Source organism: Promicromonospora sp. NPDC023805 (assembly GCF_040639635.1).
Classification (GTDB): Bacteria; Actinomycetota; Actinomycetes; order Actinomycetales; family Cellulomonadaceae; genus Promicromonospora.
The window spans coordinates 24818-49035 of sequence record NZ_JBFAAH010000010.1 but is presented as its reverse complement, the minus strand read 5'-3'; the positions used below and the strand labels follow the sequence as shown (position 1 = coordinate 49035).

Here is a 24218-nt window from a genome sequence, read left to right as displayed (position 1 = left end):
CAGAACGCCGGGGAAACGAACCATCGACATCATGTGTTCGTTCCCACCGGCGTTCTGGATTGCTCCTGCTGGCTGACGACAGGTCAGCTCAGGACTACCTCGTACAGCTCCAGCCGGAAGCCGTCCGACACCTGCGGCAGCTCGGTCACCCAGATGGTGAACGCATCACTGACGACGGGTTCGGTCAGCTCGAACGTGGTCGTCTTGGAGAAGGTGCCCTCGGCGAGCACCTCACCGCCCGCACCGCCCTTGAGGATCTGCACCTTGCCGCCCGGAGTGTTGGTCAGCAGCTCCACCTTGCTGACCGAGGCCGGCTCGCGCAGCTTGAGCTCCATGCCGAGCGAGTCCTTGAAACCACCGAAAGCGGCCTGCTGGTACGTGGTCGTGTAGTAGAACGTGGCCGGGTCGGTGTCGTAGGCGGACTCGACCTTCTCGGGGTGGTCGATCGTCTCGCCGTTCCAGTCGAGCGTGCCGAGGAGTGCGGCCGAGTCGATCACCGGTCGCGCCTCCGTCTGCGCCGAGGGAGAGGGCGGTGAGCTGCCCTCACCCTCACCGCCTGCGCCACCGGCGGAGGCGGTCACCTCAGGCGACGGCGAAGCATCGGCGATCAGCTCCGGAGTAGGCGAGAGCACCGAATTGATGGCCCAGATCAGACCGGCCACCACGGCGACACCGACCAGCCCGAGCACGATCGGCGTCGGGTTGACGCCACCGCGCTTCGGCGCGGGCTGCGTGGCGAACCCGCCGTCCTGGTCGTAGTAGCCGCCACCCTGGTCGTAACCGCCCGGGGCGTACTGCGGCGGGTACTGCTGAGGCGCGCCCTGCTGGGCGTACTGCGCCTGGTCGTAGCCAGGCGGGACCTGGCCGACCGGCTGGCCGAACTGGTCGTAGCCGACCGGTACGCCTCCGTCCGGAGGAGGTGGCGGCACAGGGGCGTGCCCGCCGAACGCCTGCGGCTCGTACGTGTAATCGTTCTGCGGCTCGGGATAACCGGCGGGCACGTTACCCGCTCCCGTCGCCATCGTCTCGTCGTTGCGTGCGATCCGGCCGGTGACTGGGCGTCGAACGGGCGGCGTACCGTCGCCGCCGAAAGCGTCGGCGATTGACTGCCGTCGCGGCCCCTCCGGCTCGGGCTGCACAAATCCAGGCAGCGATGCCACTACGGAAACCTCTCCCCACGGCTGAAGAGCCGTGGTCACGTCGTCGGGGTTCATCGGTCCGTCGGTGCTGCCGGTCGCGTCGAACGTCCGGCCCACCAGAGCATCGATGTCGGGGTCCACGTGGGGAACCAGCGTGGAAAGCGGCGCCACAGCGCCGGAAGCGTCGAGCAGCGCGGGCAGTGGGATCAGGGTGTCCTTGGCGATCCAGTCGGCCTCGAGATCCTGGCCCGGCCAGCGTGCCGTCATCGCGTAGTAGAGCAGGGCCACCAGACCCTGAGCATCGAGCTGCGCGGGCTGGACGTTGAGCGTCTCACCGGAAGCGAGACCGCCGTCGAGCCCCAGGCCGGTGATCCGGACCTGGTGGCCGTCCACCCGAACGGCCTCGGGGCGCAGCGCGGTGTGGTGCACACCGCGCGCGTGCGCCACGCCGAGGGCGGCGGCCGCCTCACCTGCGATCGCCCGGGCCTGCTGCTCGTCCACCAGACCGCTCGAGACGATCTCGGTCAGCGTTGAGCCGGTGTGCGGTTCCGTGACGACGTACTTGCGGTCGTCGGCATCGGACCCGGCGTCGAGGACCCGGACCAGACGAGGGTCCGTGACGAGCGCAGCGCGTCGGGCGGAGTCCAGGGCGTCACCGGCATAAGGCCCGGTCACAAGAGTCACGCGGACCTCGCGGTCCAGGATCAGGTCGTGTGCCTCCCAGGCGGTTGCCGCGGCAAGGTCGGTCGACACCTGCTGGCCAAGCCGGTATCTCTCGACCAGCACAATGCCTGGCTCGACGGTGCTCACGCGGACCTCCTCGCTCGCTCGGGGGACAGTAGCAGGTGCGCGACCGCAGGGGTCGGGCACCGTCGCCATGCTACGCGGAACCGCCGACAGCCCGTCGAAATGTCGCCGAGACGCAACGAAAGCGCAGATCAACGATCTGCGCTTCCGGTACGACGACGGAGCGGGTCAGCGCTTGAGCCGCGCGAGCAGCGGGCCGAGCAGGCGGTCGAGCTCCTTGACCCGGAGCAGGCGGAGCAGCACCACGTAGATGACGACCATGGCCAGGCCGCACAGTGCCGAAACCCACAGGCCGCTGAGCATCGTCAGCACCCAGCCATTGCCGAACGAGAGCACCTCGAACCCGCCGACCAGCCGGTACACACCCCAGCCGGCCAGGCCGGAGACGACGGCAGCGAGGAGCGTCTTGGCGTGGAGCGTGAGCACGCGGCCGCCGTCGAGCCGCCCGCCGAGCTTGGTCCTGAGGCCCCGGGTGCGCAGGAGCACGGTGATCCAGTTCGACAGGGCGTAGGCGCCGGCCGCAGCGATCACCCAGGTCTCGATCGGCAGCCAGATCTGCGCTGCGATCAGCCCGGCCACCAGTGCCAGCGTGGACGGCACGGTGATCCAGAAGACGGAGCGCCCGTCCTCGTACGCGTAGTAGACCCACTTCATGAGGGCCATCGCGCCGAGCGGCACCAGACCGAACGAGAGCGCGACCAGCACCGGCGCGATGAGCGCGGTGCCTTCCTCGCCCGCCGTGGGGACGATGAACGCCGTGGCCGGGGCAGCCAGCACCGTCAGGGCGGCAGTGGCGAACACCGTGAAGACGCCGATCGTGCGCAGACCCGTCGAGAGGTCGTCACGGACGCGGTCCGTGTCGCCCTCCTGTGCGGCCTTGCTGATGCCCGTGAACAGGGCGGTCGCGATGGAGACCGTGACGAGGGAGTGCGGCAGCAGGTAGATCAGGAGTGCCTGCGCATAGGACATATTGCCCGCGACCGCCTCCAAGGGAGTGCTCATCGCGCCGGCCTCGGACGTGACCCGCGTCAGGTACAGGACACCGGCCTGCTCCAGCACCACCGCGGCGAACGTCCACAGGGCCACCGATCCGGCCGATCGCAGTCCCACACCGCGCAGGCCCAGGCGGAAGTGCCAGCGGAAGCCGGAGCGGAGCAGGGGGACCAGCAGGACCAGCGCCTGCACGGCGATGCCGAGGGTGGCGGTACCCGCAAGCAGGATCGTGCGCGGGGTGTCCCATTCCGACAGGTCGTTGATGCCGAGCACGGGCGAGGTGCCGAACACCACGAGGAAGATGCCGAACCCGATGACCGAGACGACGTTGTTGGCCACCGGCGCCCACATGAACGGGCCGAACTGCTCGCGCGCGTTCAGCACCTGGCCCAGCAGCGTGTACAGGCCGTAGAAGAAGAGCTGCGGGATGCACCAGAAGGCGAAGACGGTGCCCAGCGCGAGCTGCTCCGCGCTCCAGCCGTTCGTGTAGAGCATCACCACCCACGCCGACGCGCCGGTAAGGATCGCGGTGACGGCGAGGATGCCCACCGCCGAGACGGTGAGCAGCTTGTCGATCCGCTCCTGCGTGTTGTGCGCGCGGAACGCCTTGACGATCTGCGGCACCAGGACGGCGTTCAGCATGCCGCCCGCGAGGATCGCGAACATCACGTTGGGCAGCTTGTTCGCGACGTCGAACGCGATGGAGACGCTGCCCACCGAGCCGACGGCGGCCACAAGCATCAGGTTTCGCACGAGGCCGCCGAGGCGGGAGGCGGCAGTACCTGCCGCCATCACCATCGAGTTGCGGCCCAGGCCGCGGGACGGCGGCGACGCGGCGGGCGCGCCCGGACCGCTCGCGGCCTCCGCGCTGGGGTCCGACGCTGGGTCGGTCGGTACGGTCACGGCTTTCTCCTGGGTCAAGCGACTACTCCCGTGGTCTGGGGCCTTGCCCGGTGCTGCGCGGCCGAAGTGTGCGGCGGCCGAAACACTACTCTGCCCGGACGGCCACGGAGTCCGCCGTCGTCGTCGAGGTCGACTCGGGTGCCTCGGCCGCCGTCACCGTCGCCTCTTCGACGTCCTCGCGGGTGGCCCGGTACGGCGAGCGGCCGCGCCGCACCGTACGCCAGATCCCGGCAATGAACAGCAGTGCGACGAGCCCCGCCGCGATCCAGGTGCCGACCTCTTCCCAGCCCGCGCGGACGCGGACCTGGAACGACGAGTCGTCGGTGATCTTGGCGCCGGTCGGCGTGAGGACCTGTGCGGTGACCTCGACGTCGCCGGAGCCGATGGCGCGCACCGGAACCTGTACGTCGATCTCCTGCCCTGCCGGCACCGTCTCGGCCTTACGGGCGCCGACCGTGAGGCGCGGGTGGTCCGGGCGTAGCACCACGGTCACCGTCGCGTCCATGCCGAGCGAGTTGCGCACGCGCACCGGGATGTTGCCCACATCGGTGATGAAGTTGATGTCCTGGCGGGGCACCACCGATATGGACTGCTGCGTGAGCTGGTTGCTCGCATCCAGCGTCCGCCGGACGAGCAGCTCCCGGAGGCCTGGGTCCGCCCGCTGCGCGACGGCCAGCGGTGCGGTCAGGCGGGTCACGCCCGGCCGCCAGATCGTGCCAGGGTTGTCGACGGCGACCGAGGAGAACGTCACCACCGCGTCGCGTGTCTTCTCCAGCGCCGCGACGCTGGTGGTGGACAGCTCGGCGTCCGCCACGCGGCGGTTCGGGAGAGACGTGCGGACGACGTCCGGCGCATCGTGCGCGAACACCTTGTCCAGCGTGGTCGTCTCGACCCACTCGGCCTCGTCGAGCGCCTTCAGGATCGCGGTAGCGGCTGCGGCGTCAGGCGTCCAGGTGCGCGGCGCGACTATCGACATGGTCGGCGGATCGGCGGGCGCCTGGCTGACGACAGCGGCCGTCTCCGCGAGGAGGCGTTGGGTCCCCTCCGCGGCGGTGGTGGTCGTACCCGCCGACCTCGTGTCGGCGGTGTTCTCGGTGCTCGTGGCCTCTGCCTGCGACAGGTCGGTCGCGGACAGGAAGGCGTGCGTGAGGGTGGAGTCCGTGACGGCGGCGTGCGCGGTGCCCGACGAGGTGCGGACCTCGGCGCGGCCGGTCGCCGTGCCACCCTCCTTGACTCCCAGCCCACCGCTGACCACGACGTTCGGCCGACCGGCGGAGACGGCGAGTCCGAGCGTCTGCACGTCCGGCACGAACCCGTCGGCGGGCCAGGCGAAGTTCGACCGCCAGTTCTCCGGGACGGGCCAGCTGCCCATCCGGGGTGCACGGAGGAAGCTCCGCGGGCCGGTCGTACGGATGTTGGCGTGCGCCAGCGCGGCGAGGTCGGGGTCCCGGTCGGGGAGCGCGTAGGTGGCGGTGTTGTCCGCGGCCTCGAGCAGGCGGTCCGACCAGGCGGCGAGCGCGGAGTCGTTGGACCTCACTGCCACGGCAACCACCGCGGGGTCCACCGCGAGCGACAGCATGCCGCCCTCCGCGACCTCCACCACGCCGTCCAGGCGCTGACCGGCAGCCGCCAGCTGCGCCAGCTCGATCTCCACCATGCTCCGGTCGGCGGGATCGGTGGCGGGCCCTGTCACCCCGGCGAGCACACTGAGCTGCACGGGTGGGCGCTCGGCGCCGTCGGCGTCGTAAAGCAGGAACGAGCGCACGATGCCGAGCCGGCCCGTGGCGTCGTCGGCGCTGACCGCGATCCGTCGAGGGCCGAAACCTTGCAGTGCGTCGACACCAGGGTCGTAGGTGAAGGACACGTCCTTGGACGCACCCGGGCTCAGCCGCCCGAGCGGCTTCGTGGCGGGCGCTCCCTTGACCGGGTCCAGCAGGTCGGCGGACGCCCACTGGGAGACCTGGCTGCGGGACGTCAGCGCCGCGTAGTCGACGTACAGGCTCGCGCCCGCGCCCGAGACCGCGGCACCGGTGTGGTTGGTGACCTTGGCCCGGATGGTGACCTTGTCGCCCGGCTTCGCCGTCGGGTGCGAGATGGCGGTGATCGAGACATCCAGCGTGCCCTGGGCCGACGGCGCGGCGGGGACACCCTCGGAGAGATCGGCGGCGACCGTGTCGGAGACAGGAGCCGGGGCCGTACCGGTGGTGGCACCTCCCGACGTCGGAAGGGTGGCGTGCGCCGGAACCATGGTGGACCCGGCAAGCAGCATGGCCGCCAGGAGCACGGCGCCTGTCTTGCCGGTGTGGCGGGCCGCCCGGCGGAGGGCGGAACTGTGTGCGAGGTCGGGGTGCTGCGTCATGGCAGGTCGGGGCGCTCCGTGGGAAAGGCGTCAGCACGCAGCGCGTCCCGGAGATTCCTCGACGACTCGAGGAGGTCCAGGGCGGCGACGGCCAGTCGCTGCTCGTTCGGGTACGACAGGCGCGCAGCGAGCTCGTCGACCCTGACCCAGAGAGCGTCCTCGGCTTCGCCGTCCGGATCGTCCTCCACGGTCAGGCGACCGCCCTCAGCGCGCAAGAGGTAATGGTGCACCACCTTGTGGACTCTCCGGTCCTCACCGGTGAACCAGTAGTCGATCACGCCGAGCTCCGCCTGGATCGAGCCGCGGATCCCGGTCTCCTCGCGGATCTCGCGGATCGCCGCCTCCTGGGGCGTCTCGCGGCCCTCGAGGTGTCCCTTCGGCAGGCACCACTCCAGGCGGCCCGTCCGGTTCCGGCGCAGCAGCACTGCGGCACTGAAGTCCTCGGGCCGCTCGGAGCCGCCGCGCAGCACCAGGCCGCCCGCGGAGGTCTCGTCGACGATCGGCAGGTGCGTCGGGCTGTTCGCCGCAGCGCGCCGGGCAGGATTCACCCGCAAGGGCGCTCCGCCGGGCGGCGGGGGCACCTCCGGGCGACCGTCAGGACGGTCGCTCGCCGGAACTGGGGTGGACATGCCCCAACACTACCGACTGAGCACCGTTGGTCTGGTCAGGAGCAGGGGCGCGGGCGGTTTCGGGCACTGGTTCGGAGGCCAGGACCGCGTTTGCCGGTGCGGGTGATCTTGCGGTGAGTGTTGTCCGGCCGCGTCTGGGAGAATCTTGGGCTGTGTCTACCCCTGAGCAGGATCTGTTGCGGCGCGCGCTCAGCGTGCTGACCGAGATGGCGCCCGCCGCGCTCGAGCTGGGTGACCAGTTCCGCGCCGCTGGGCACGAGCTCTCGCTGGTCGGTGGCCCGGTCCGGGACGCGTTCCTGGGTCGAGCGAGCAACGACCTGGACTTCGCGACGTCGGCCTCGCCGAACCAGACGCAGAAGATCCTCGCGCGCTGGGGCGACTCGAACTGGGACATCGGCCGGGAGTTCGGCACCATCGGCGCACGGCGCGGGGACGTCGTCGTCGAGGTGACGACGTACCGGACCGACAAGTACGACCCGGCGTCGCGCAAGCCGCTGGTCGAGTTCGGGGACTCGCTCGACGGTGACCTGTCGCGCCGCGACTTCACCGTGAACGCGATGGCCGTACGCGTGCCGGACCTGACGTTCGTGGACCCGTTCAACGGCCTGAGCGACCTCGCGGCAGGAGTGCTGCGCACGCCCATCGCCCCCGAGCGCTCGTTCGACGACGACCCGCTGCGCATGATGCGCGCCGCTCGGTTCGCGGCCCAGCTCTCGTTTCACGTGGAACCAGGGACGCTCGCCGCGCTGGTCGCGATGGCTGAGCGGATCGAGATCGTGTCGGCAGAGCGGGTGCAGGCGGAGATCACCAAGCTGCTCCTGAGCGACAACCCGCGCGCGGGTCTCGAGGTCCTCGTCGACACCGGCCTTGCCGAGCAGGTGCTGCCCGAGCTGCCCGCGCTCCAGCTCGAGATCGACGAGCACCACCGGCACAAGGACGTCTACCAGCACTCGCTCACCGTGCTGGAGCAGGCGATCGCCCAGGAGACCGGCCCGGACGGCGCGGTGCCGGCACCGGACCTGGTGCTGCGCCTGGCCTCACTGCTGCACGACATCGGCAAGCCCGCCACGCGACGGTTCGAGCCCGGCGGCGGAGTCAGCTTTCACCACCACGAGGTCGTCGGGGCCAAGCTCACCGCCAAGCGGCTCAAGGCCCTCAAGTTCGAGAAGCAGGTGGTCAAGGACGTGTCGCGGCTCGTAGAGCTGCACCTGAGGTTCCATGGGTACGGGGAGGGCGCATGGACGGACTCCGCCGTCCGCCGCTACGTGACCGACGCCGGCCCGCTCCTCGAGCGGCTGCACCGCCTCACCCGCGCCGACTCGACGACACGCAACAAGCGGAAGGCCAAGCGGCTGTCCGACGCGTACACGGACCTGGAGGACCGGATCTCCGCCCTGCGCGAGCAGGAGGAGATCGACGCGATCCGCCCGGACCTGGACGGGACACAGATCATGGAGATCCTCGGGATCTCGCCGTCGCGTGAGGTGGGTGAGGCGTACAAGTACCTGCTGAGCCTGCGCATGGATCGTGGCCCGCTGGGCGAGGAAGCGGCGACGGAAGAACTGAAGAAGTGGTGGGCGGAGCGGTAGCTCCCCGAAGGGCCCAGGTGTCAGACGTGGGTCGGGTCGAAGAGGGCGCTGACCGACTCGCCGCTGTGGATCCGGCGTACCGCTTCGGCGAACGCCGGCGCGACGCTGATCACCGTCAGCTTGTCGTGCGCCAGCAGCCCCGTCGACGGCACCGTGTTGGTGGTGACGATCTCGGCCACGTCAGGGTCGGCAGCGATGCGGTGGACCGCATCGTTGGCGAAGATCCCGTGCGTGCAGGCGATCCGCACGCTGCGGGCGCCGTGCTCGCGCAGCAGGTCGAGGATGGCGATGATCGTCCACCCGTTGGCTATCTCGTCGTCGAGCACGATGATGTCGCGGCCGGTGACGTCGCCGATCAGGGACGTGATCTCGACCCGGTCGCCGTCGAACCGCTCCTTCGCGGCCGCCGCGACGGGAACACCGAGCATCTTGGCGAACGCCGACGCGCTCTTCGCGTTCCCGAGGTCGGGGGAGACCACGGTGGCCTTCGACAGGTCGCTCGGCAGAAAGTGCGCCGCGAGCTCGCGGAGCGCGTTGAGCTGATCGGTCGGAACCCGGAAGAACGCGTGCACCTGCGGTGCGTGCAGCGTCATGGTGAGAATGCGGTTCACGCCCGCCGTCTCCAGCAGGTCCGCGACGAGGCGGCCACCGAGCGAGATGCGCGGCGCATCCTTCTTGTCGGAGCGGGCATACGCGAAGTGCGGCATGACGGCGGTGATCCGGGCCGCCGAGGCACCCTTCGCGGCGTCGATCATCAGCAGGAGCTCCATCAGGCTCTCCTGGGCGGGACGCACCACTGACTGCACCAGGTACACGTCGCGCTCGCGGCAGTTCTCCAGGAGCTGGACCTGCAGGCAGTCGTTGGCGAAGCGCTGGATGTTGATCGGGCTCAGCGCGACGTCGAGATCAGCGCACATCTCGTGAGCGAAGCGCTGACCTCCGGTACCCGCGAAGACCCGTACCTCGGCCATGGCTGGAAGTCTACGGAACGTCGAGCCGACGTGCCCAGCAGCGAGACGGCATCATGTGGTTGGTGAGCCTCACCGACTGGCAGACCTGGGAACCGTTCGTCGACGCGCTGCGTCGTTCCGCACCGCCCGGGACGGACGTGAGCGAGTTCGTCGGCACCGTCGGCCGCGGCGCGTGGCAGGGCACCTACCTGGACGACGGTGACGCCGACCTCCGCCGCGACCACTACCGCAAGCTCGCGCGCGAGGCCGCTCGGACCGGCGACCGTGGTCCGAAGGCAGATCTCGACGGGGCACTGCGTGCGCTCGCCGAGCTCGCGCCGGACGCCGAGCAGCTCGTGCGGGTAGTTGCCGCCGGTCGCCCCGACGATGACGCGGTAGAGCTCGTCGCGCTGCCGCCGGCAGTCGTCTCGGGGCCGGTCACGCCGATCCTCGAGGTCGTGCTCGAGCCGGGAGCGCTCCCGGCGCAGTACCTCGCGACGATAGTGCCGCCATCTGACGCTGCCGTGGCGCCGTCCGCCGATCCGGATGCGGTGGCGCGCGTGATCGCGGAGCGGATGCCCGACGCCGTCGGCGCGACACCCGACGAGATGGCCGCCGCCGAGGCGAACCTGCCCGCGGGATCGCACCTGCCTGACGAGGTACGTGCGCTGTATGCGTCAGCGGGTTCGGGCAACCTGAAGCTCACGCCCGAGGAGGACCGGTTCGGCGGGTTCGAGATAGTGCCGCTGAGCGGCAGCTTTCTCCGGGAGGCGTTCCTGCCTGCCGCACGCTTCAGCACCTGGACCGCCGACGTCGGTACGTTCGCCCCTGAGGATCCGTCCGGCAGAGTGCAGTCGGTGGTCGGCTCGCCGCTCTGGTTCCCCGTGGGGACCGACGGCGCCGGGAACGTCTACGCCGCCGATCTCGCACCGGGTGTGAACGGGCACGTCGGACAGATCCTGCTGCTCGACCACGAGATGCGCGCCGGGGCGGTGTACCGCGCGGAGAGCCTGGCAGCGCTGCTCGTCGGGCGGACGGCGAGCCCGGCGCAACCGGGTCCCGACGAGGTCGGTCAAGGGAGCGGTGACCAGTCGAGTGGGACCTCCGGCCCGGTGGAAGGGGCCGGCCCGGTGGAGGCGGGCCGGGCGCCGTCGTCGGACCCAGAGGCCCTGAACCTTGACCCGGCCACCTGGCTCGAGCGGCTCGACGCGGGGACGGTGCCCGAGACGCTCAAGGCCGCTGGCCTGGCACCCGACCGGGCGCACCCGCCGGCGCTCCCCGACGCGATCTTGGTGGCGAACCGGCTGCTCGGACTGCGTGGCCTGCCGCCGATCGAGGTCACCCGGCTGACCCGCCCCGCTGACCAGAAGCGCGATGGCCTGCTCGGGCGGATCTTCGGCCGGTAGTCCGGCAGAGCTGTTGGAGCTACCAACATCGGTCGGTTGCTGGCAGACGAGAACGACTTCGGTCCGTTGTGCTGAGATCGGTCAATCAACCGACCGATCTCAGCACAACGGACCGAAGTTGCGTGGGCCGCTCATCAACGGACCGAACTCGCGCGACCCATCAACGCACGGGCTCAGTGCCCGCCCTGGAACTCGCCGTTCGACTCCGGGCGCTTGACCATCAGCGCGAGGCCGACCGCGACGACCAGCACGCTCGCGCCCACGATGAACGCGAGGCTGGCTCCGCCGGTCAGGGCATCGGCGGTCCCCGCACCGGCGTTGGCCAGCGACGTGGAGCGGATGGTGAGCAGTGCGACGAAGAGCGCGGTGCCGGCGGCGCCCGCCACCTGCTGCACCGTGTTGATCGTCGCGGAGCCGTGCGAGAACAGGTGCGGCTCGAGCTCACCCATGGCCGCGCTGAACAGCGGAGTGAACGTGCAGCTCAGACCGAGCATCAGCAGGAGCTGCGAGACGACGATCACGTACCAGGGCATCGCCGGGTTGATGAATGCCAGCATGCCCGTACCGATGACCACCGCGATCAGGCCGGGGACCATGACCGGCCGAGGTCCGTACTTGTCATACAGACGCCCGACGACGGGACCGGACAAGCCCATCGCCAGCCCGCCGGGCAGGATGACCAGGCCGGACTGGGTGGGCGTGTAGCCCAGGGCGTCCTGCAGCACCAGTGGGAGCATGACCATGGTGCCCAGCATCGCCAGCATCGCGATCGCCATGATCCCGATCGACAGCGAGAAGTTCCTGGAGCGGAAGGTGCGCAGGTCAAGCAGAGCGGAGTCGGTGCGCTGCCGGGCGAGCTGGCGCCACACGAACACCCCGAGGACCAGCACGCCGGTGCCAAGCGGCAGCCACGGGTTGACCGCCGTCTCGCCGCGTGCGGACTCGCCGAGCTCGGACAGGCCCCACACCACGCCACCGAACGCGACGAGGGCGAGGAGCAGGGAGAGCGGGTCGAGCGGGTGGTGTTCCTTCTCCGACACGTCCTTGATCCAGAGCAGCCCCGCGACGAGTGCTGCGACGGCGATGGGCAGGACGACAGCGAATACGTACCGCCAGCCCAGGGCGTCAGCGATGATCCCGGACACGGTCGGACCCATGGCCGGGGCTAGCGCGATGACCAGGGTGATGTTGCCCATGATCCGGCCGCGCAGGTGCGGCGGCACGATCGTCATGATCGTCGTCATGAGCAGCGGCATCATGATCGCGGTCCCGGTCGCCTGCACCACGCGCCCCGTGACGAGGACACCGAATGACGGGGACACCAGCGCGATCAGCGTTCCCGTGCTGAACAGCGCCATCGCGAGCAGGTACGCCCACCGCGTGCCCAGCCGGTTGATGAGGAAGCCCGTCGCCGGGATAACAACCGCCATGGTGAGCAGGAACGCGGTCGTCAGCCACTGGCCGACGGTCGCGGTGATATGGAGGTCCTCCATGACGAGCGGCAGGGCCACGCCCATGGTGGTCTCGTTCAGGATCACGGTGAACGCGCTCGCCATGAGCAGTGCGATGACCCGGAAGTGGCCGGGGGCCAGCTTGTCCGTGCGGGTCGGTGCGACCTCGTCGCCCGCAGCGGGCGACGTGGCAGGTGGTTCGTTCAGGTGGTCGGATGTGTCGATGATGTCGGTACTCATAGGCTTGCCCTCTCGGTACGGTGCGCGCGGGCCGAGATCGAGAGCGACATTGCACACGACCTACGTCTAAACGACGCCGGAACATCGTCGGGTATTCCCTCCGATGATTGCGACCTCTTTTTACCGACGTCTGCGGTCAGCAGAAATCATCGGTTCGGCCCGCAGTCGTTCGCCCCGCCAGCGAGACGTCAGCTCCCCGACGCGTCCGCGGGCTCCCCGGAGTCCGTCGCGTCTCCGGGAGACACCGACTCCGTGACCGGTGCGGCCACGCCGAGCGTCACGCCCTGCGCGGCCATGAACGGCTCGGGGTCCACCGCCTGGCCGTTGACCCGCACCTCGTAGTGGAGGTGGCAGCCCGACGACGTGCCCGCGCCCGCCGGGTCGATGCGCGAGTCGCCGCCCATCGACGCGATCTGCTGCCCGGCCTGCACCGTCTCGCCGACCCGCACCAGGTTGGTGCCGGTGAGCAGGTGTCCGTACGTCGAGTCGAGGCCCAATCCGTGTTCGATGCGGATCGTGTTGCCGGTGCCCCAACCGGTCGCTCCGGAGATCACCACGCGCCCCGCTGCGGCCGCGTACACCTGCGTACCGCAGGACGCCGCGATGTCCTGGCCCAGGTGGTAGGTCGACGCGCCGGCGATGCCCGTGCTGCGCGGCCCGAACCCCGACGCCTTGGCACCGACCGCCGGGTTGGCCCACCCACCGGCGCCGACGACGGCGTGCCCGACCGAGCCGGACATGCACGGCGCGCCGGCCGCCGCACCCTGGATGGACCGGGAGAGCGCCGCGAGATCCTGCTTGTCAGCCCCGCTGACGAGCTGGATCACCTGGAGAGCCTGGTCCCAGTACTTCTGGTAGTGGTGCGGGTCGGCATTGCGCTGCGCCTTGTGCGCGGCAAGCGTCGGCTCCAGCGTCTCCCAGCCGGTGACCGCGAGCAGACGGTCGTAGAACCTGCCCGACGACTGCACGGGATCGAGGCGCTCCTCGACGGTCCCGTACCACTTCTGCTCCTGGAACATGCCTATCGACGACGTGAGCGTCCCGTCGGGGTTGCGCACCCCGAACCGGTCGTCGCCGTAGGACAAGTTGCGCATGCCGGACTCGCCGAGCGCCGTCATCACCGCGATGGCCTGGGCGCGGGCCGGCACCCCGCGGTCCTGGCCCACCTGGAGGATCACCGTCGCGTTCTGCAGCTGCTCGCCCGTGAAGCCGCCGGCCGACGTCGCCTGACCGTCCGCGGGCACCACGGAGGCCGACATGCTGCAGCCGTTCTGCGACTGGTTCTCGCTCACCGCGCCACCCACGAGCACGACCATCGCGATCACCGCGGCAGGCACCGCCATGACGGCGGCGACCAGCACGGCCAGCACCAGCATCGCGCGCCTGGCCGGATCGTCCTTCTTCCTGCCTCTGCCAGGCCGTCCGCCTCCGGACCGGACCGCCTGTGACACCGCACGCGTCGCGATCCCGGCGGCGGCCCGCCCGTTCACGATCCCTCCGGCGGCCTGATCTGCTCGGCGAGCCAGGGGGCCGCGCCGTCCGCCCGGGTCAGGAGCACCGTGTAGGCGCCGATGTCTGTCGGTACCGCGACCTCGGCGAGCAGCGTCGACGTCTCGTCGGTGACCTCCGGGTCACCGGTCACCTCGGTGACCGGCACGAGCCGCGGGTCCACGTCCTGGTAGACGGGCCGGGCCTGCGGGGTGAGCAGCGGCTTCAGGTCTGCCCACCAGGCGTCCGCGGTCTGGTCGGTCGCCGCGAACGCGGTGATCGTCGCGAGCGCCGCTTCGCGCGCCGCCGTCCGGACGGTCTCGTCCCAGATCGCCTCGACCGGCTCGCTGGGCGCCGTCTCGTCGAACTCCGGTTCGGCGGTCACCTCGACAGCGGGGTCGCCGGCGCCCGGCTCGCCCTCGACCTCCTCGGTGGCGGCGACCTCGCCCGTCTCGTTCTCGGGGGAGCCCTCGGGATTCGCGAAGTCGTCCTGCCCCCTTGGCGTGACGACACCGTCACTCTCCTGCGCGGTCGGGTCGACGAAGCCGCCTTCGCGCGGCCAGCCGATCCAGGTCCCGATCGCGAGAGCGACCACGGTGATCACCACGATGACTACACGTTTCATCAGCGGCCCAGCCCTCGCATCTGACGGCGGCCGGGGTTGTGGACGATCGCCGACGGCTGCGGCCCGCCGGCCTGCGGCGCCCCACCCTGACGTGCCGCGTTGAGCGACTGGGCCAGCCGGGCGGCGCTCTTCGACCGCTCACCCCGCTTGCCGAGACCACGCGCGGCGCCGAGCGCCTGCTTGGCCTGACGGGCCTTCTGCACCACGCTGAGCGCCTTGGAGGCGCCGACGGCTGCGCCGGACGTGCCACCGCTCGCGACCATTGCCCCCGCCTGCAGCGCTACCGAGGTCCCCGTGCGGCGTGCGCCGCCCAGCCGGTCGCTGAGGCGCTCGCCGGCCGTCGGCGGCAGGTGCGGGCTGGGCTCGTTCGACGGCTTCTCACCGGCGTTCGTCCCGTCCGGCAACGGCTCGGTGCCCGCGCGTCCGCCGTCGGGCGAACCGTCCTGGACGGTACGTGCGGCAGTGGTCCAGGCGTTGCCGCTGCCGTCCCCGCCGGTCGGGGCGCCGTCGGGCCCTACCGGTTGTCCGGCGGCGCCCACGGGGATGGGGACCGTGCGGTTGTCGTCACCCGGCGCGCCGTTCGACATGCCCCCGCTGCCCCCTGCCGAGCTGCCGACCGGCCCGCCACCAGGAGTCCCGTCCATGGCGGACGGGCCGGCGGCCTGTATGTCGTTGCCGTCTATCTGGACGCCGTCGCCGTTCGGCTTCACCGGGGCGGGCCCGATGCCGACGCCCGCCCACTCCCTCGCCTTGTTGTAGCGGTCGCGCCACTTCGCGGTGCCGTCCCACGGCATCGCGGCGGGCTCGCCCACCTGTGAGGAGACGCCGGCGGCCGCGAGCTTGTCGGCGAGGCCGCGCAGGGCCTGGCGAACGCTGGCGCCCATGAGCACGTAGAAGACGGCGCCCGCGATGACCAGCGTGTTGAACAGGTACAGCCGGACCAGGAACGGCAGGCCGCTCGTGGCGTCGTAGAAGCCGAGCAGCATCCTCATCCACGCGACCAGGAACATCGTGGCCATGGCCACCAGGACCGCGCCGAACGCCACGCTCGCGAACGTGCGGAAGAGCTGGGCCCGCGTACCGCTGGAGATGACGCCGACGGGGAGCTGCCACAGCAGCTTGATCGCCGACCAGCCCAGCAGCAGCACCGCGAAGATGGTGCCGCCGACGATCACCACGGACAGCAGCAGAAACACGAAGCCAGTGGTGAGCAGGCTGAGCGTCGAGACGACGGTGCCGGCGTCGACGGTGGACGCCGCCTCCTGGTAGGCCTCGTCACAGCCACCGATCGCCTCGACAGCGTTCTCCCGGCCGACGTTCTCGGTGTAGGTGTCCTCGCAGCCCGTGCCGTCGATGACCGTGCCGTAGTTGATGATCTGGTGCGGCGCGCGGAGCAGGGTGTCGACGAGCTGGCCCTTGAGACCCTCGCGGATCGCCACCGAGTCGCGCTCGAACGAGGCACCCTCCGTCGCGAAACCGGTGGCGATGTCCATGCCGGCGTTCCGCGACTGCATGATGACGCCCTGCTCACCGCCGATGGTCGCCATCGGGTTGGCGAGGAACCCCGTGGCCAGGGCGGCGATCAGGCAGCCGATCAACAGCTCCATGAACCCGCCCGCGTACCGGCCCTTGAGCAGCCAGAAGCCCACCACGAACGCCAGGATGATCAGCATCAGGTTGAGCAGGCCGATCTGCGCGATCATGCCCTGGATGATGATGCTCAGCCCCGCGAGCGGCGCCAGGATGTAGCCGAGCCAGTCCATGCCGAGCACCCAGTCGAGCACCCAGATCTGCACGGCGACCATGTCCCGGTACCAGACCCAGAACATGCCGGCGAGGGTCGAGAAGATCTCGGAGTCGACGTTCAGCGGGTTCCACGGCGAACCCGTGTCCCACTGGAGCATGAACCGGTCGATGTTCACGCCCTGGGTGTCCTCCAGGTTCAGCCCACCGCCTGGATCAGCCGCTGCCGCGAGCGGCGCCAGCCGGATCATGACCCGATCACCGCGCCCGTTGAGCTCGTCGGTGTGGTCTTGACGGTCTGTGCACGCGACTCCACCAACGGTGCCATGACCTTGGCGCGGCCGTACCGGGCCTGGAAGTCGCGGATGAGGCATTCGCCCCGCCGCTCCTCCGTCACGCCGACGGCGGCGTCGGTCACCGGGGCGGTGCCCTCGGTGACGAGCTTGACGAGTCCTTCGTCCACCGGGGCGGTCACGGGCAACCCGTGGAGCCAGCGCAGCCCGCGGCGCGCGAGGTTGGCGTCCCGGTGGCGCAGCAGCACGCGGAACGGGATCAGCCCGCGGACCACCTCGTTGCCGAAGTCCTCCTCCGCGTCGTGGCTGCCGAGCAGGAGGGCGGCCTTGTGCTTACGGCCGTCCCGGATGAACATGCCGATCTCCTCGGCCGCCTCCGGCGACGACATCGTCTTGGACGCCTCGTCGGCGGCGAAGATGTCGAGCCGGGAGCGGTCGGCGAAGCAGCGGTACCTGGCCAGCGCCGCGATCAGCGCGAACGTGGCCCGGCCGAACACCTTCTCGGCCTTGAGCTCAGCGAACAGGTGCCCGTGCTCCATGTCGGCCTTCGAGGGCAGCTGCATCTTGTGGGTGTGCAGCACTATCGCCGGCGAGCTCAGGTCGAGCGGCGGCAGCGAGTCGTCGAAGAGGGCGCGGCCGAAGTCGAGCTCGGAGAAGATCCGCATCTCGTCGGCGAGCATCCGGGCGCCCGCGTACTCGCAGTCCTCCTCGAGGTGCCGGGCGAGCGAGCCGAGCGAGGTGATCTTGTTCCGCCACATGTACTCGGTCTGGAGCACCTTGGACAGCAGCACGTTCTGCTCGGACTTGGTCTGCACCGACAGCAGGACGGTGATGAAGGCACGGGCCACACGGGGTGCCTGGGCGGGTGGCAGGATCCGCAGCGGGTCCATGGAGACCGTGGCGTCCTCGGAGATCTCGACCACCTGTGAGCCCGGGATCTCCGAGACGGCGACACCCCACTCGCCCATCTCGGTGTGGTCCACCGCCATGAGCGTGGCACCCATGTCGACGTTGTCCATGGCCACCGTCTTCATGCTGACCGAGTTGTGGGTCGGGATCATCGCGTCGCCCGCCAGGAACAGGCTTGATTCCGCCGCAACCCGGATGCACCGCACCGGGACGGACTCCACCGGCCGGATCTCGGTGATGTACCGGTAGGCATTCCGTGCGCGGCTGACCTTCTCACCGCGATCCAGGTGGGCATCGACCTTTCGCTGGAGCATGAAGACGTCGTCGGTGGTCGTGAAGGTGACAGTCCACTTCGGACCGATGTCCCGCCCGTTCAGGCGGGCGCGCCCCTCCCGGAGCGCCGAGCGGTACCCGAGTGACAGTGCGAGCTCATGGACGTCACGCGCCAGCTGTTCGTTCGTGTTTGTGAACTCCACGCTGCCCGACGGCGACACGGTGCCGTCGGAGTCCATCAGCCCGGCGAGGAGGCTCCTCCGCTGGATCGTTCCTGCGCGCAGGTACGCGATCGGGATGTGCTTGTTCTTGAGAACGCGGAGCGAGTCCAGCCGTCCGGTCATGGAGGATGCCTTGCGGCAGTCCGCACACCGTCGGCCGGTGCTGGTTCTGAGCATCGGCTTGTCACACCTGCCGCACTGGCGCGGCGGCAAGGGCTGCACACCGGCCTTGCGCCCGGCGGCTTCGCATACCTTGCCGCAATAACGACGCTGCTCGTACCGCGCGACGTACTGGTCTCCGCACCGGATGCAGGCCCGCTGCTCCGGCGTGAAGACGTCGTCCACCTCGTGCGGGAGCCGGACGGCGTACGCGTACTTCGCCGACAGCGTCCTGACCTCGTACCCGCACAGCTCGAGGCGGGTGAGTACCTCGGGGTCTGCGGTGGTGATCTCGGAGCGCCATGCGCTCCCGTCGCCGAGCCAGAGGCCGAGGTAGTACGGATTGATCGGGAGGTCCACGGGCGGAAGCTCCAGGGCGCCGGCGACCGGTACCGCGTGGTTGAGCTGTTTGCCCGCCAGGAGTGTCTCGCGGAGCTGCTCGGTCGTTGCGACCGTGCCGTGTTCGTGCCACCCGGGTCCACTCAGGTCGAGCGTCACGTCGAGCAGGTCGACGGGCGCCTCGCCGCGCTGCTTGCGCTTGTGGTTGAGCTTTGCCTGGTGGTCGCGCGCGCGACGAGGAACTGTTGTCCACAGGTGCTCGGCGTCGGCCATGATCGTCGATCCGTCGGAGAAGACGACCTCGTAGCACTGGTGGTCCCGCATGACTGGCGAGATACCGACGACTTCGGTCGGTACTCCGTTCTCGTCGAAGACACGGTCGCCCGGCGCCAGGTCGCCCATGGTGGTCCAGCCGCTCGGCGTCGGGATGGGTGTGTCCAGCGCGAGCGCCTTACCCGCGCCCAGCTCGCCGACGAATCCCATCGCCAGCGCGACGTCCAGCTTGTCGGTGGCGCCCGCCAGGTTCACGAAGACCGGGTTCGGTCGCGCGGCTCCGTTCGAGATCTCCAGGGCGAACAGCGCGCCGGAGGTGTCCCCGAGCTCCGTCGTGGCGAACGGCACCGCCGCCGAGAAGGCCCGTGCGGTGGTGATCTGCGAGTACTCCCGCACCGCCCGCGGCGTCGGCATGCCGGGCAGGGTGGCGTCGAACAGCGTCGGCTGGATGGTGGGGTCGGTGCGCAGCGAGAACTGCATGGCGGCGAAGTACTTGGTCAGGTCGCGGGCGTCGTCGAGCGCCTGCTCCGGGGTGTGGCCCGACACCGTGAACATCGTGGTGGCGTCTACCTCCACCTCGAGCTCGTCCGCGTCCATCACCGCCTGGTACTCGCCCAGCGCACGTGCGGTCGTGTCGAGGGAGGATCCGGCGCGCTCCTCCTCGGAGCGCTGGTCGAACTGGTCGTTCAGGGTGCGCACGGCGCGCCGGTTGCGGTTGGTCACCTCGTCGCGGGACCGCACGGTCATGCGGATCGCCCAGTCGCAGGGCACTCCCGACTCGTCGATGCGTCCTATCCACTCGCAGCCCGGGTACACGATCCCGCCCGACGGCGTATCGCTCACCACGAGCGTCGTCTGGTACGAGGCGAGCTCTGGGTTGGTCGGGTCGATCACCTTGACGTAGGGCCGCTTCAGGATCTGCAGCGGGCCAAGCTTTTTCTCGGAGTCGGTCTGTCCGGCGGGGTCCACCAGTGCGGACGGCAGGACGGAGGGTCCGGACAGGTGCATCTCGGCGTCCAGGGACCCGTCGACGGGCACCGCGGTGTCGAGGCCCAGGCCACGCTGCATCGCGTGGCCGAACATCCAGGCCATCTCGGCGACCGTCGCCGGCCGGGGGTCGAATGCGGAGGGCATCTCCTTGCGCAGTGCCTCCGCCTGCGCCGCCCGCTCGCCCACCGCATGCCTGCCGGGCACGGAGCGCGGCATCATCAGCGTGTCCTGGAGCGTGGTCCAGCTCGCGTGCAGCGGCTCCATGAACGCCTTCGCGCCCGGGTTGGCCAGTGGCGCGGCGATCCAGTGGACGCGCCGTCCGATCGGGATCTGCTCGAGGAAGTCGAGGGTGGCCTCGCACTCGGCGGCCCACGCCTCGCGCTCGGTCAGGTCGACTCCCTCGATCATCGAGAGCACCACCGACGCCGGGTCGGTGGCCGCCGTCAGGCCGAGGTGCAGGGACTCGCCGCGCAGCGCGCGGTAGAGCGCCGTGTGGTGCCGCCGCGCGGCGTGCTTCTTGTCGTCGGGCTGAAATGCGTACGGCACGGGTGACACGCGCCAGACCGCCCACACGGTCCCGGTGCGGGTCCACATGAGGCCGTCGGTCAGGGCCGAGATGTGGCTCAGCATGGGGGCTCAGTCCTCTCGCGGGGTGGTGGGGGCCGTGCGGTCTTTGTCCTGCGGCTTGCCGGCGAGCAGCTGCCCGACGCCGGTGAGGTCGGCGGTCCTGCGTTCGGCGGCCGCCGCTGCTGCTGCCGCCCAAGGCCCTCGCCCGGTCAGCTCGGGCAGGAGCTCGGTCGGGATCGGCCGGGCCACGGCTGGGGGCTGTGGCTCGACTGTTCCGGCTCGCGCCCCGGCCACCGGCCGGAACCGATCGGCCGCCGTCTCGGCACGGGACGTGGTGACGGTCTGCCGCGGCAGCACGACCATCACCCGGTGGGTGATCAGCCGCGGCTTGGGCAGCGATACCTGTCCGCCCGCCAATCGCCCAGGGGTGGTGGTCAGGTTCATCGCGTCCATGACGAACGCGACGGGGTTACGGCCGCTGCTCGGGAGCTTGCCCGTTGCCCAGACGACACCCACGACCACGCCGACGGCGACCACTATGTTCATCAAGCCGCCCAGCCGCGCCCACAACGGGGCGGTCTGCCACAGCGCGAACGCCACCACGGCGCCCGCCCCCACCTGGGTGATCGTGTACGGGCCGCCCCAGATGCGCCCACCGCTGGGTAGCTTCCCCACCAGCATGGGGATGCGTCGGGCCTTCGTGTAGAACTTCGCGGTCTCGGTCACCGGACACCCTCCTCACCACATGCCGGGCGCGCGAACGCGCCCACCTGACCAACCCTGTGTCGTGCCCTCAGCGTCCTGCCCATATGCCTGGCCCCGTCGGCCCAGCTGCCGTCAGAGAACTCTCTGCGTGTTCAGGATCTGTGTGTTCACGATCGCCGGAGCGGAGTCGAACTCGTCCCTGGCGAGGTCGGAGGTGACGTTGATGCCTCCGTTCACCAGCCACAGGACGATGCCGCCGACGATCGCGGACATCAGGATCGCGGCGATCGACATCTTGGTCTTCACCGCCGTGATGACGACCATGAGGATGACGACCACGAAGGTCACCGATTCGATAGCACTCTTGACCTCCTCGGACTTGACGGTGATGAGGTCGAGGAAACCGCCGGCCATAACTATCTCGTTGATCATGGTTCTCTCCTTCTAGTCCCCGGCGGTGCCGGGGTCGGTCGTGCCGGATGGCGTCGTGTTGATACGGACGGCCGGCTCGAGGCCGGCCACCTCCCAGCGGCCGTCCCGCGCGACGAGCGTGAGGACATACTGGGCGGTGGTCTTGTTGCCGTCGAGCCGGGTGAGCTCGGCGGTGATCAGGGCGTGCGTGCCGTCGTCGTCGGCGGGGTCGTCCGTGACCTCGTGCGTGCCCTTGATACCCGACACGGTCACTGCCGTGTAGGGGGCGGGGGTGATCGCGGAGATCGACGTGCCGGGTCGGAGGTAACGCGTGATCTCGCCGTCGCCGGCGATCATGGCCGCGAGGAACCCGGCGGCCGACTGGCCGGCGGCGGACGTCGGAGAGATGGTCTCGGGGTAGTCGAGGTCCGGCGGCTCGGCGGCCGCGGCGGGCCCCGGCACGGGCGCGGGCAGCGCGAGGGCGGTCACCGCCAGGTTGGGGCCTGACCACTCGGTGTCCGTGCGGTCGACCAGGACCGGCACCTGGAAGTAGCGGCGCACCCAGACGAGCGGCACCTCGGTCTCCTGGCCGGGCTTCGCCCCGTCACCCGCGGGCGGCGGTGTCGAACCGGGCGCCGGCTCCGCGACGTCGACGCCGACGGTCACCGACCACACGTCGTCGTCCGCCGGCTCGATCTGCGCCACCGACGAGTCGCGGATGGTCAGGCCCGTCTGGGGAAGAGAGCCGACCGGGGCGTTCGTCAGGGAGGCGATGAGCTGCTGGTCGTTGCTGTCGGCCCGCAGCCAGGTCTCCACGAGCTCGACCGCACGCTCGTTCGCGGCGGCTTCCTCGGCGGTGCTCGCCGCACCGGCCGCTGCGGACACAGGGACAGGCTGGGGGCGCAGCAGGGTCCACGCCAGGGCGGCGGGCCCGGCCAGCAGCGCGAGCGCGAGCACCGCGCCCCAGGCCTTGGTCACCAGGGCGGGCCCGTTGGACCACTCCACCACCTGGGGCGGGGGGTTCTCGCCGTCGCCTCCGCCGCCCGACGACGGGGGAGTCGCGGGCTGGTCGGGTCCTCCGGCCCAGGGTGAGCCGGTACCGGGGGCGCCGTCGGCCGGTCCAGGCAGCTCGGCCGGCTGTGCCGCCTTCTTGCCGCGCCGGCGCACGAGGAGCGAGCTCATCGCGTCCGCACCTCGTTCTGCAGGTCCGCGCGGATGCGCTCGCGAGCCTCACGGGCGCTGCGTACGCGAGGGCTGTCGAGCGCCTCGGTCAGGCGGACGGTCGTGTCTTCCTCGCCGAGGGGGTCCTCGGAGAGGGATGCGATGAGGTCGCGCATCAAGGGCGCCACCTCACCGCGGGCTGCGTGCACCTCAGCGGTGTCGCGCAGCAGCGACCACGTGTGGTCGAAGTCCGGTGCATCGGGATCCGCACTGCGGACGCCCGCACTGCCGATGTCGGTGCTGCCGAGTCCGGCGCCGGGCGCCTGGTCGAGCTCGTCCTCGCTCATCTCGCCTCTCCCGTTTCTCCGTCTCCTACGTTCTCTTGCGTCTGCTCAGCACAAATGGCAGGTCGGCAGTTCGTGTGACATCGGTGATGCCCGGGTTTTGGCCAACTGTGACGCAGGTCACACAGGTTCGGACGGAGCGGGCAACAGTGGCGGGCAACACCCCCTCGGTGGACTCAGGGCAGACGGAGGGGGGAATCGCCATGCCTGCACGAACACCTGCACCGGCATCAGGAACGCTGATGCGAGAGCTTGACCATGACTGGGCCGACCTGGTCCGTACGCGGTCGTTCGCGATGGAGATCGCGCGTCTCGTCGGACGTTTCCCGCAGCTCGCCGGACTGCGTACGGGTGGCACCGTGCAGCTCGCCCCCGACGACGCCGACAAGGTGCTGTACGCGCTCATCGTCGAGCACGCGGGCGGCAGCTTCGCCGCAGGCCGCGCGGTGCTGCAGTGCATGCTTCCCGCGATCCGCACCATCGTGCGCCGGTCCCGCCGCCACTACCCGGACGTGCAGGACCTCGAGCAGGAGGCCGCCGCCGCGATGTGGGACGCGATCACCCACTACGACCTCGAGCGCAGCAGCCGGGTGGCGATGCGGCTGCAGGGGCACACCCTGACGCGCGTCGTCGGCGACCGGGCACCGCACGCGCAGGGCGGGCGGGCGAGCCGCGGTCCGCGGGTGGCGGAGATTCCCACCGACACGAGCACGCTGACCGTCCTCGAGCGGCCGACGACGCCCGAGCCAGGGCCGGACGTCGTCTACTCGCTCGCGAGCATGTCGCTCGGTACCACCGGCGAGGTCCTCGACGTCATCGCGTGGGGCCTCGACAAGAGCGTCCTGACGCAGGACGAGTCAGCACTTCTGGCGCGGCTGTACGCGCCGGACCCAGATCTCCCGGAGTACGCCGAGCTCGGCTCGGGTCGCGGGAACTATCAGCGGCGGGTGGCCCACGAGCTGGGCATCTCGCACGCAGCCTTGCGCCAGCGGGCGAGTCGCGCAGTGCGACGGCTGGCGGAAGCCGTTCAGTCCGGTGGTCTGTCTGGGGGGCAGCCGGGCGAACGGGACGGTGAGGGACGACGACGGCCGACGGGCTGAGCACTGGGGGGTGCGTGAAGCCCTGAAGTTGTCGGAAGTTCATGTCATCGCGAGAGGGCCCCACCGCCAGCGGGGCCCTCTCGGTCTGTCCGAAAGTTCACCCGGGCCCGCCTTTGCGCAGGCCAGGCGGTGGGGGACCCTCTTCTCATGG

At 70.3% G+C, this 24218-nt stretch carries 17 protein-coding genes; 3 read left to right on the top strand and 14 right to left on the bottom strand.

The window, feature by feature from the left end; all coding sequences use genetic code 11:
- Window positions 1–83: 83 nt before the first annotated feature.
- The 4 genes from AB0F70_RS12045 to AB0F70_RS12030 all read right to left on the bottom strand — a co-directional run bounded on the left by AB0F70_RS12045 (window position 84) and on the right by AB0F70_RS12030 (window position 6830).
- Window positions 84–1949, bottom strand: a complete 1866-nt coding sequence (locus AB0F70_RS12045) for a hypothetical protein (protein WP_357448129.1) — start codon at window positions 1947–1949, stop codon at window positions 84–86.
- A 165-nt stretch (window positions 1950–2114) separates the two neighbouring features.
- Window positions 2115–3842, bottom strand: coding sequence for a murein biosynthesis integral membrane protein MurJ (gene murJ, locus AB0F70_RS12040; protein WP_357448127.1), 1728 nt, complete (start codon window positions 3840–3842; stop codon window positions 2115–2117).
- 85 nt (window positions 3843–3927) lie between these two features.
- Window positions 3928–6201: a DUF6049 family protein gene (locus AB0F70_RS12035; RefSeq protein ID WP_357448125.1), complete on the bottom strand. Its 2274-nt coding sequence runs from the start codon at window positions 6199–6201 to the stop codon at window positions 3928–3930.
- Complete coding sequence (locus AB0F70_RS12030; RefSeq protein ID WP_357448123.1) at window positions 6198–6830, bottom strand: NUDIX hydrolase; 633 nt, start codon at window positions 6828–6830, stop codon at window positions 6198–6200. Before AB0F70_RS12030 ends, AB0F70_RS12035 begins: the two co-directional genes overlap by 4 nt.
- Window positions 6831–6982: 152 nt before the next feature.
- Here AB0F70_RS12030 and AB0F70_RS12025 point away from each other — a divergent pair, with 152 nt between their 5' ends.
- The gene (locus tag AB0F70_RS12025) at window positions 6983–8419 is read left to right on the top strand and encodes a CCA tRNA nucleotidyltransferase (protein WP_357448121.1); all 1437 of its coding nucleotides are present in this window, start codon (window positions 6983–6985) and stop codon (window positions 8417–8419) included.
- A gap of 20 nt (window positions 8420–8439) precedes the next feature.
- Here the strand turns inward: AB0F70_RS12025 and AB0F70_RS12020 are convergent, their stop codons facing one another.
- Entirely contained in the window at window positions 8440–9390 is a 951-nt protein-coding gene (locus AB0F70_RS12020; protein WP_357448119.1) for a ribose-phosphate pyrophosphokinase, read from the bottom strand.
- Window positions 9391–9452: 62 nt separating this feature from the next.
- On the opposite strand from AB0F70_RS12020, the gene AB0F70_RS12015 reads away from it, so the two are divergent.
- Complete coding sequence (locus AB0F70_RS12015) at window positions 9453–10775, top strand: SMI1/KNR4 family protein (protein ID WP_357448117.1); 1323 nt, start codon at window positions 9453–9455, stop codon at window positions 10773–10775.
- Window positions 10776–10948: 173 nt separating this feature from the next.
- On the opposite strand, the gene AB0F70_RS12010 is transcribed toward AB0F70_RS12015, so the two are convergent.
- The 9 genes from AB0F70_RS12010 to AB0F70_RS11970 all read right to left on the bottom strand — a co-directional run bounded on the left by AB0F70_RS12010 (window position 10949) and on the right by AB0F70_RS11970 (window position 22970).
- Window positions 10949–12466: an MDR family MFS transporter gene (locus AB0F70_RS12010; RefSeq protein WP_357448115.1), complete on the bottom strand. Its 1518-nt coding sequence runs from the start codon at window positions 12464–12466 to the stop codon at window positions 10949–10951.
- Window positions 12467–12654: 188 nt separating this feature from the next.
- The gene (locus AB0F70_RS12005; RefSeq protein WP_357448113.1) at window positions 12655–13956 is read right to left on the bottom strand and encodes a M23 family metallopeptidase; all 1302 of its coding nucleotides are present in this window, start codon (window positions 13954–13956) and stop codon (window positions 12655–12657) included.
- Window positions 13953–14579, bottom strand: a complete 627-nt coding sequence (locus AB0F70_RS12000) for a hypothetical protein (RefSeq protein ID WP_357448111.1) — start codon at window positions 14577–14579, stop codon at window positions 13953–13955. The genes AB0F70_RS12005 and AB0F70_RS12000 overlap by 4 nt, the downstream gene beginning before the upstream one ends.
- Window positions 14579–16573, bottom strand: a complete 1995-nt coding sequence (locus AB0F70_RS11995) for a hypothetical protein (protein WP_357448109.1) — start codon at window positions 16571–16573, stop codon at window positions 14579–14581. Before AB0F70_RS11995 ends, AB0F70_RS12000 begins: the two co-directional genes overlap by 1 nt.
- On the bottom strand, window positions 16570–20409 hold the full coding sequence (locus tag AB0F70_RS11990) for an ATP-binding protein (protein ID WP_357448107.1): 3840 nt from the start codon (window positions 20407–20409) through the stop codon (window positions 16570–16572). The genes AB0F70_RS11995 and AB0F70_RS11990 overlap by 4 nt, the downstream gene beginning before the upstream one ends.
- Window positions 20410–20415: 6 nt before the next feature.
- Window positions 20416–21072 (bottom strand): hypothetical protein, encoded by a 657-nt coding sequence (locus tag AB0F70_RS11985; protein ID WP_357448105.1) that lies wholly within the window; start codon window positions 21070–21072, stop codon window positions 20416–20418.
- Window positions 21073–21183: 111 nt separating this feature from the next.
- A complete protein-coding gene (locus AB0F70_RS11980; protein ID WP_357448103.1) occupies window positions 21184–21483 on the bottom strand; it encodes a hypothetical protein in 300 nt (99 codons plus the stop codon).
- 12 nt (window positions 21484–21495) lie between these two features.
- Window positions 21496–22644, bottom strand: coding sequence for a conjugal transfer protein (locus tag AB0F70_RS11975; protein ID WP_357448101.1), 1149 nt, complete (start codon window positions 22642–22644; stop codon window positions 21496–21498).
- The gene (locus AB0F70_RS11970) at window positions 22641–22970 is read right to left on the bottom strand and encodes a hypothetical protein (RefSeq protein ID WP_357448100.1); all 330 of its coding nucleotides are present in this window, start codon (window positions 22968–22970) and stop codon (window positions 22641–22643) included. Before AB0F70_RS11970 ends, AB0F70_RS11975 begins: the two co-directional genes overlap by 4 nt.
- Window positions 22971–23209: 239 nt before the next feature.
- On the opposite strand from AB0F70_RS11970, the gene AB0F70_RS11965 reads away from it, so the two are divergent.
- On the top strand, window positions 23210–24067 hold the full coding sequence (locus AB0F70_RS11965) for a hypothetical protein (RefSeq protein ID WP_357448098.1): 858 nt from the start codon (window positions 23210–23212) through the stop codon (window positions 24065–24067).
- Window positions 24068–24218: the final 151 nt, after the last annotated feature.

Coding starts and splice junctions, on each gene's coding strand:
- AB0F70_RS12035 (WP_357448125.1), bottom strand. CDS start 6,201: ATGACGCAGCACCCCGACCTCGCACACAGTTCCGCCCTCCGCCGGGCG.
- AB0F70_RS12030 (WP_357448123.1), bottom strand. CDS start 6,830: ATGTCCACCCCAGTTCCGGCGAGCGACCGTCCTGACGGTCGCCCGGAG.
- AB0F70_RS12020 (WP_357448119.1), bottom strand. CDS start 9,390: ATGGCCGAGGTACGGGTCTTCGCGGGTACCGGAGGTCAGCGCTTCGCT.
- AB0F70_RS12010 (WP_357448115.1), bottom strand. CDS start 12,466: ATGAGTACCGACATCATCGACACATCCGACCACCTGAACGAACCACCT.
- AB0F70_RS12000 (WP_357448111.1), bottom strand. CDS start 14,579: ATGAAACGTGTAGTCATCGTGGTGATCACCGTGGTCGCTCTCGCGATC.
- AB0F70_RS11995 (WP_357448109.1), bottom strand. CDS start 16,573: ATGATCCGGCTGGCGCCGCTCGCGGCAGCGGCTGATCCAGGCGGTGGG.
- AB0F70_RS11990 (WP_357448107.1), bottom strand. CDS start 20,409: ATGCTGAGCCACATCTCGGCCCTGACCGACGGCCTCATGTGGACCCGC.
- AB0F70_RS11980 (WP_357448103.1), bottom strand. CDS start 21,483: ATGATCAACGAGATAGTTATGGCCGGCGGTTTCCTCGACCTCATCACC.
- AB0F70_RS11975 (WP_357448101.1), bottom strand. CDS start 22,644: ATGAGCTCGCTCCTCGTGCGCCGGCGCGGCAAGAAGGCGGCACAGCCG.
- AB0F70_RS11970 (WP_357448100.1), bottom strand. CDS start 22,970: ATGAGCGAGGACGAGCTCGACCAGGCGCCCGGCGCCGGACTCGGCAGC.
- AB0F70_RS11965 (WP_357448098.1), top strand. CDS start 23,210: ATGCGAGAGCTTGACCATGACTGGGCCGACCTGGTCCGTACGCGGTCG.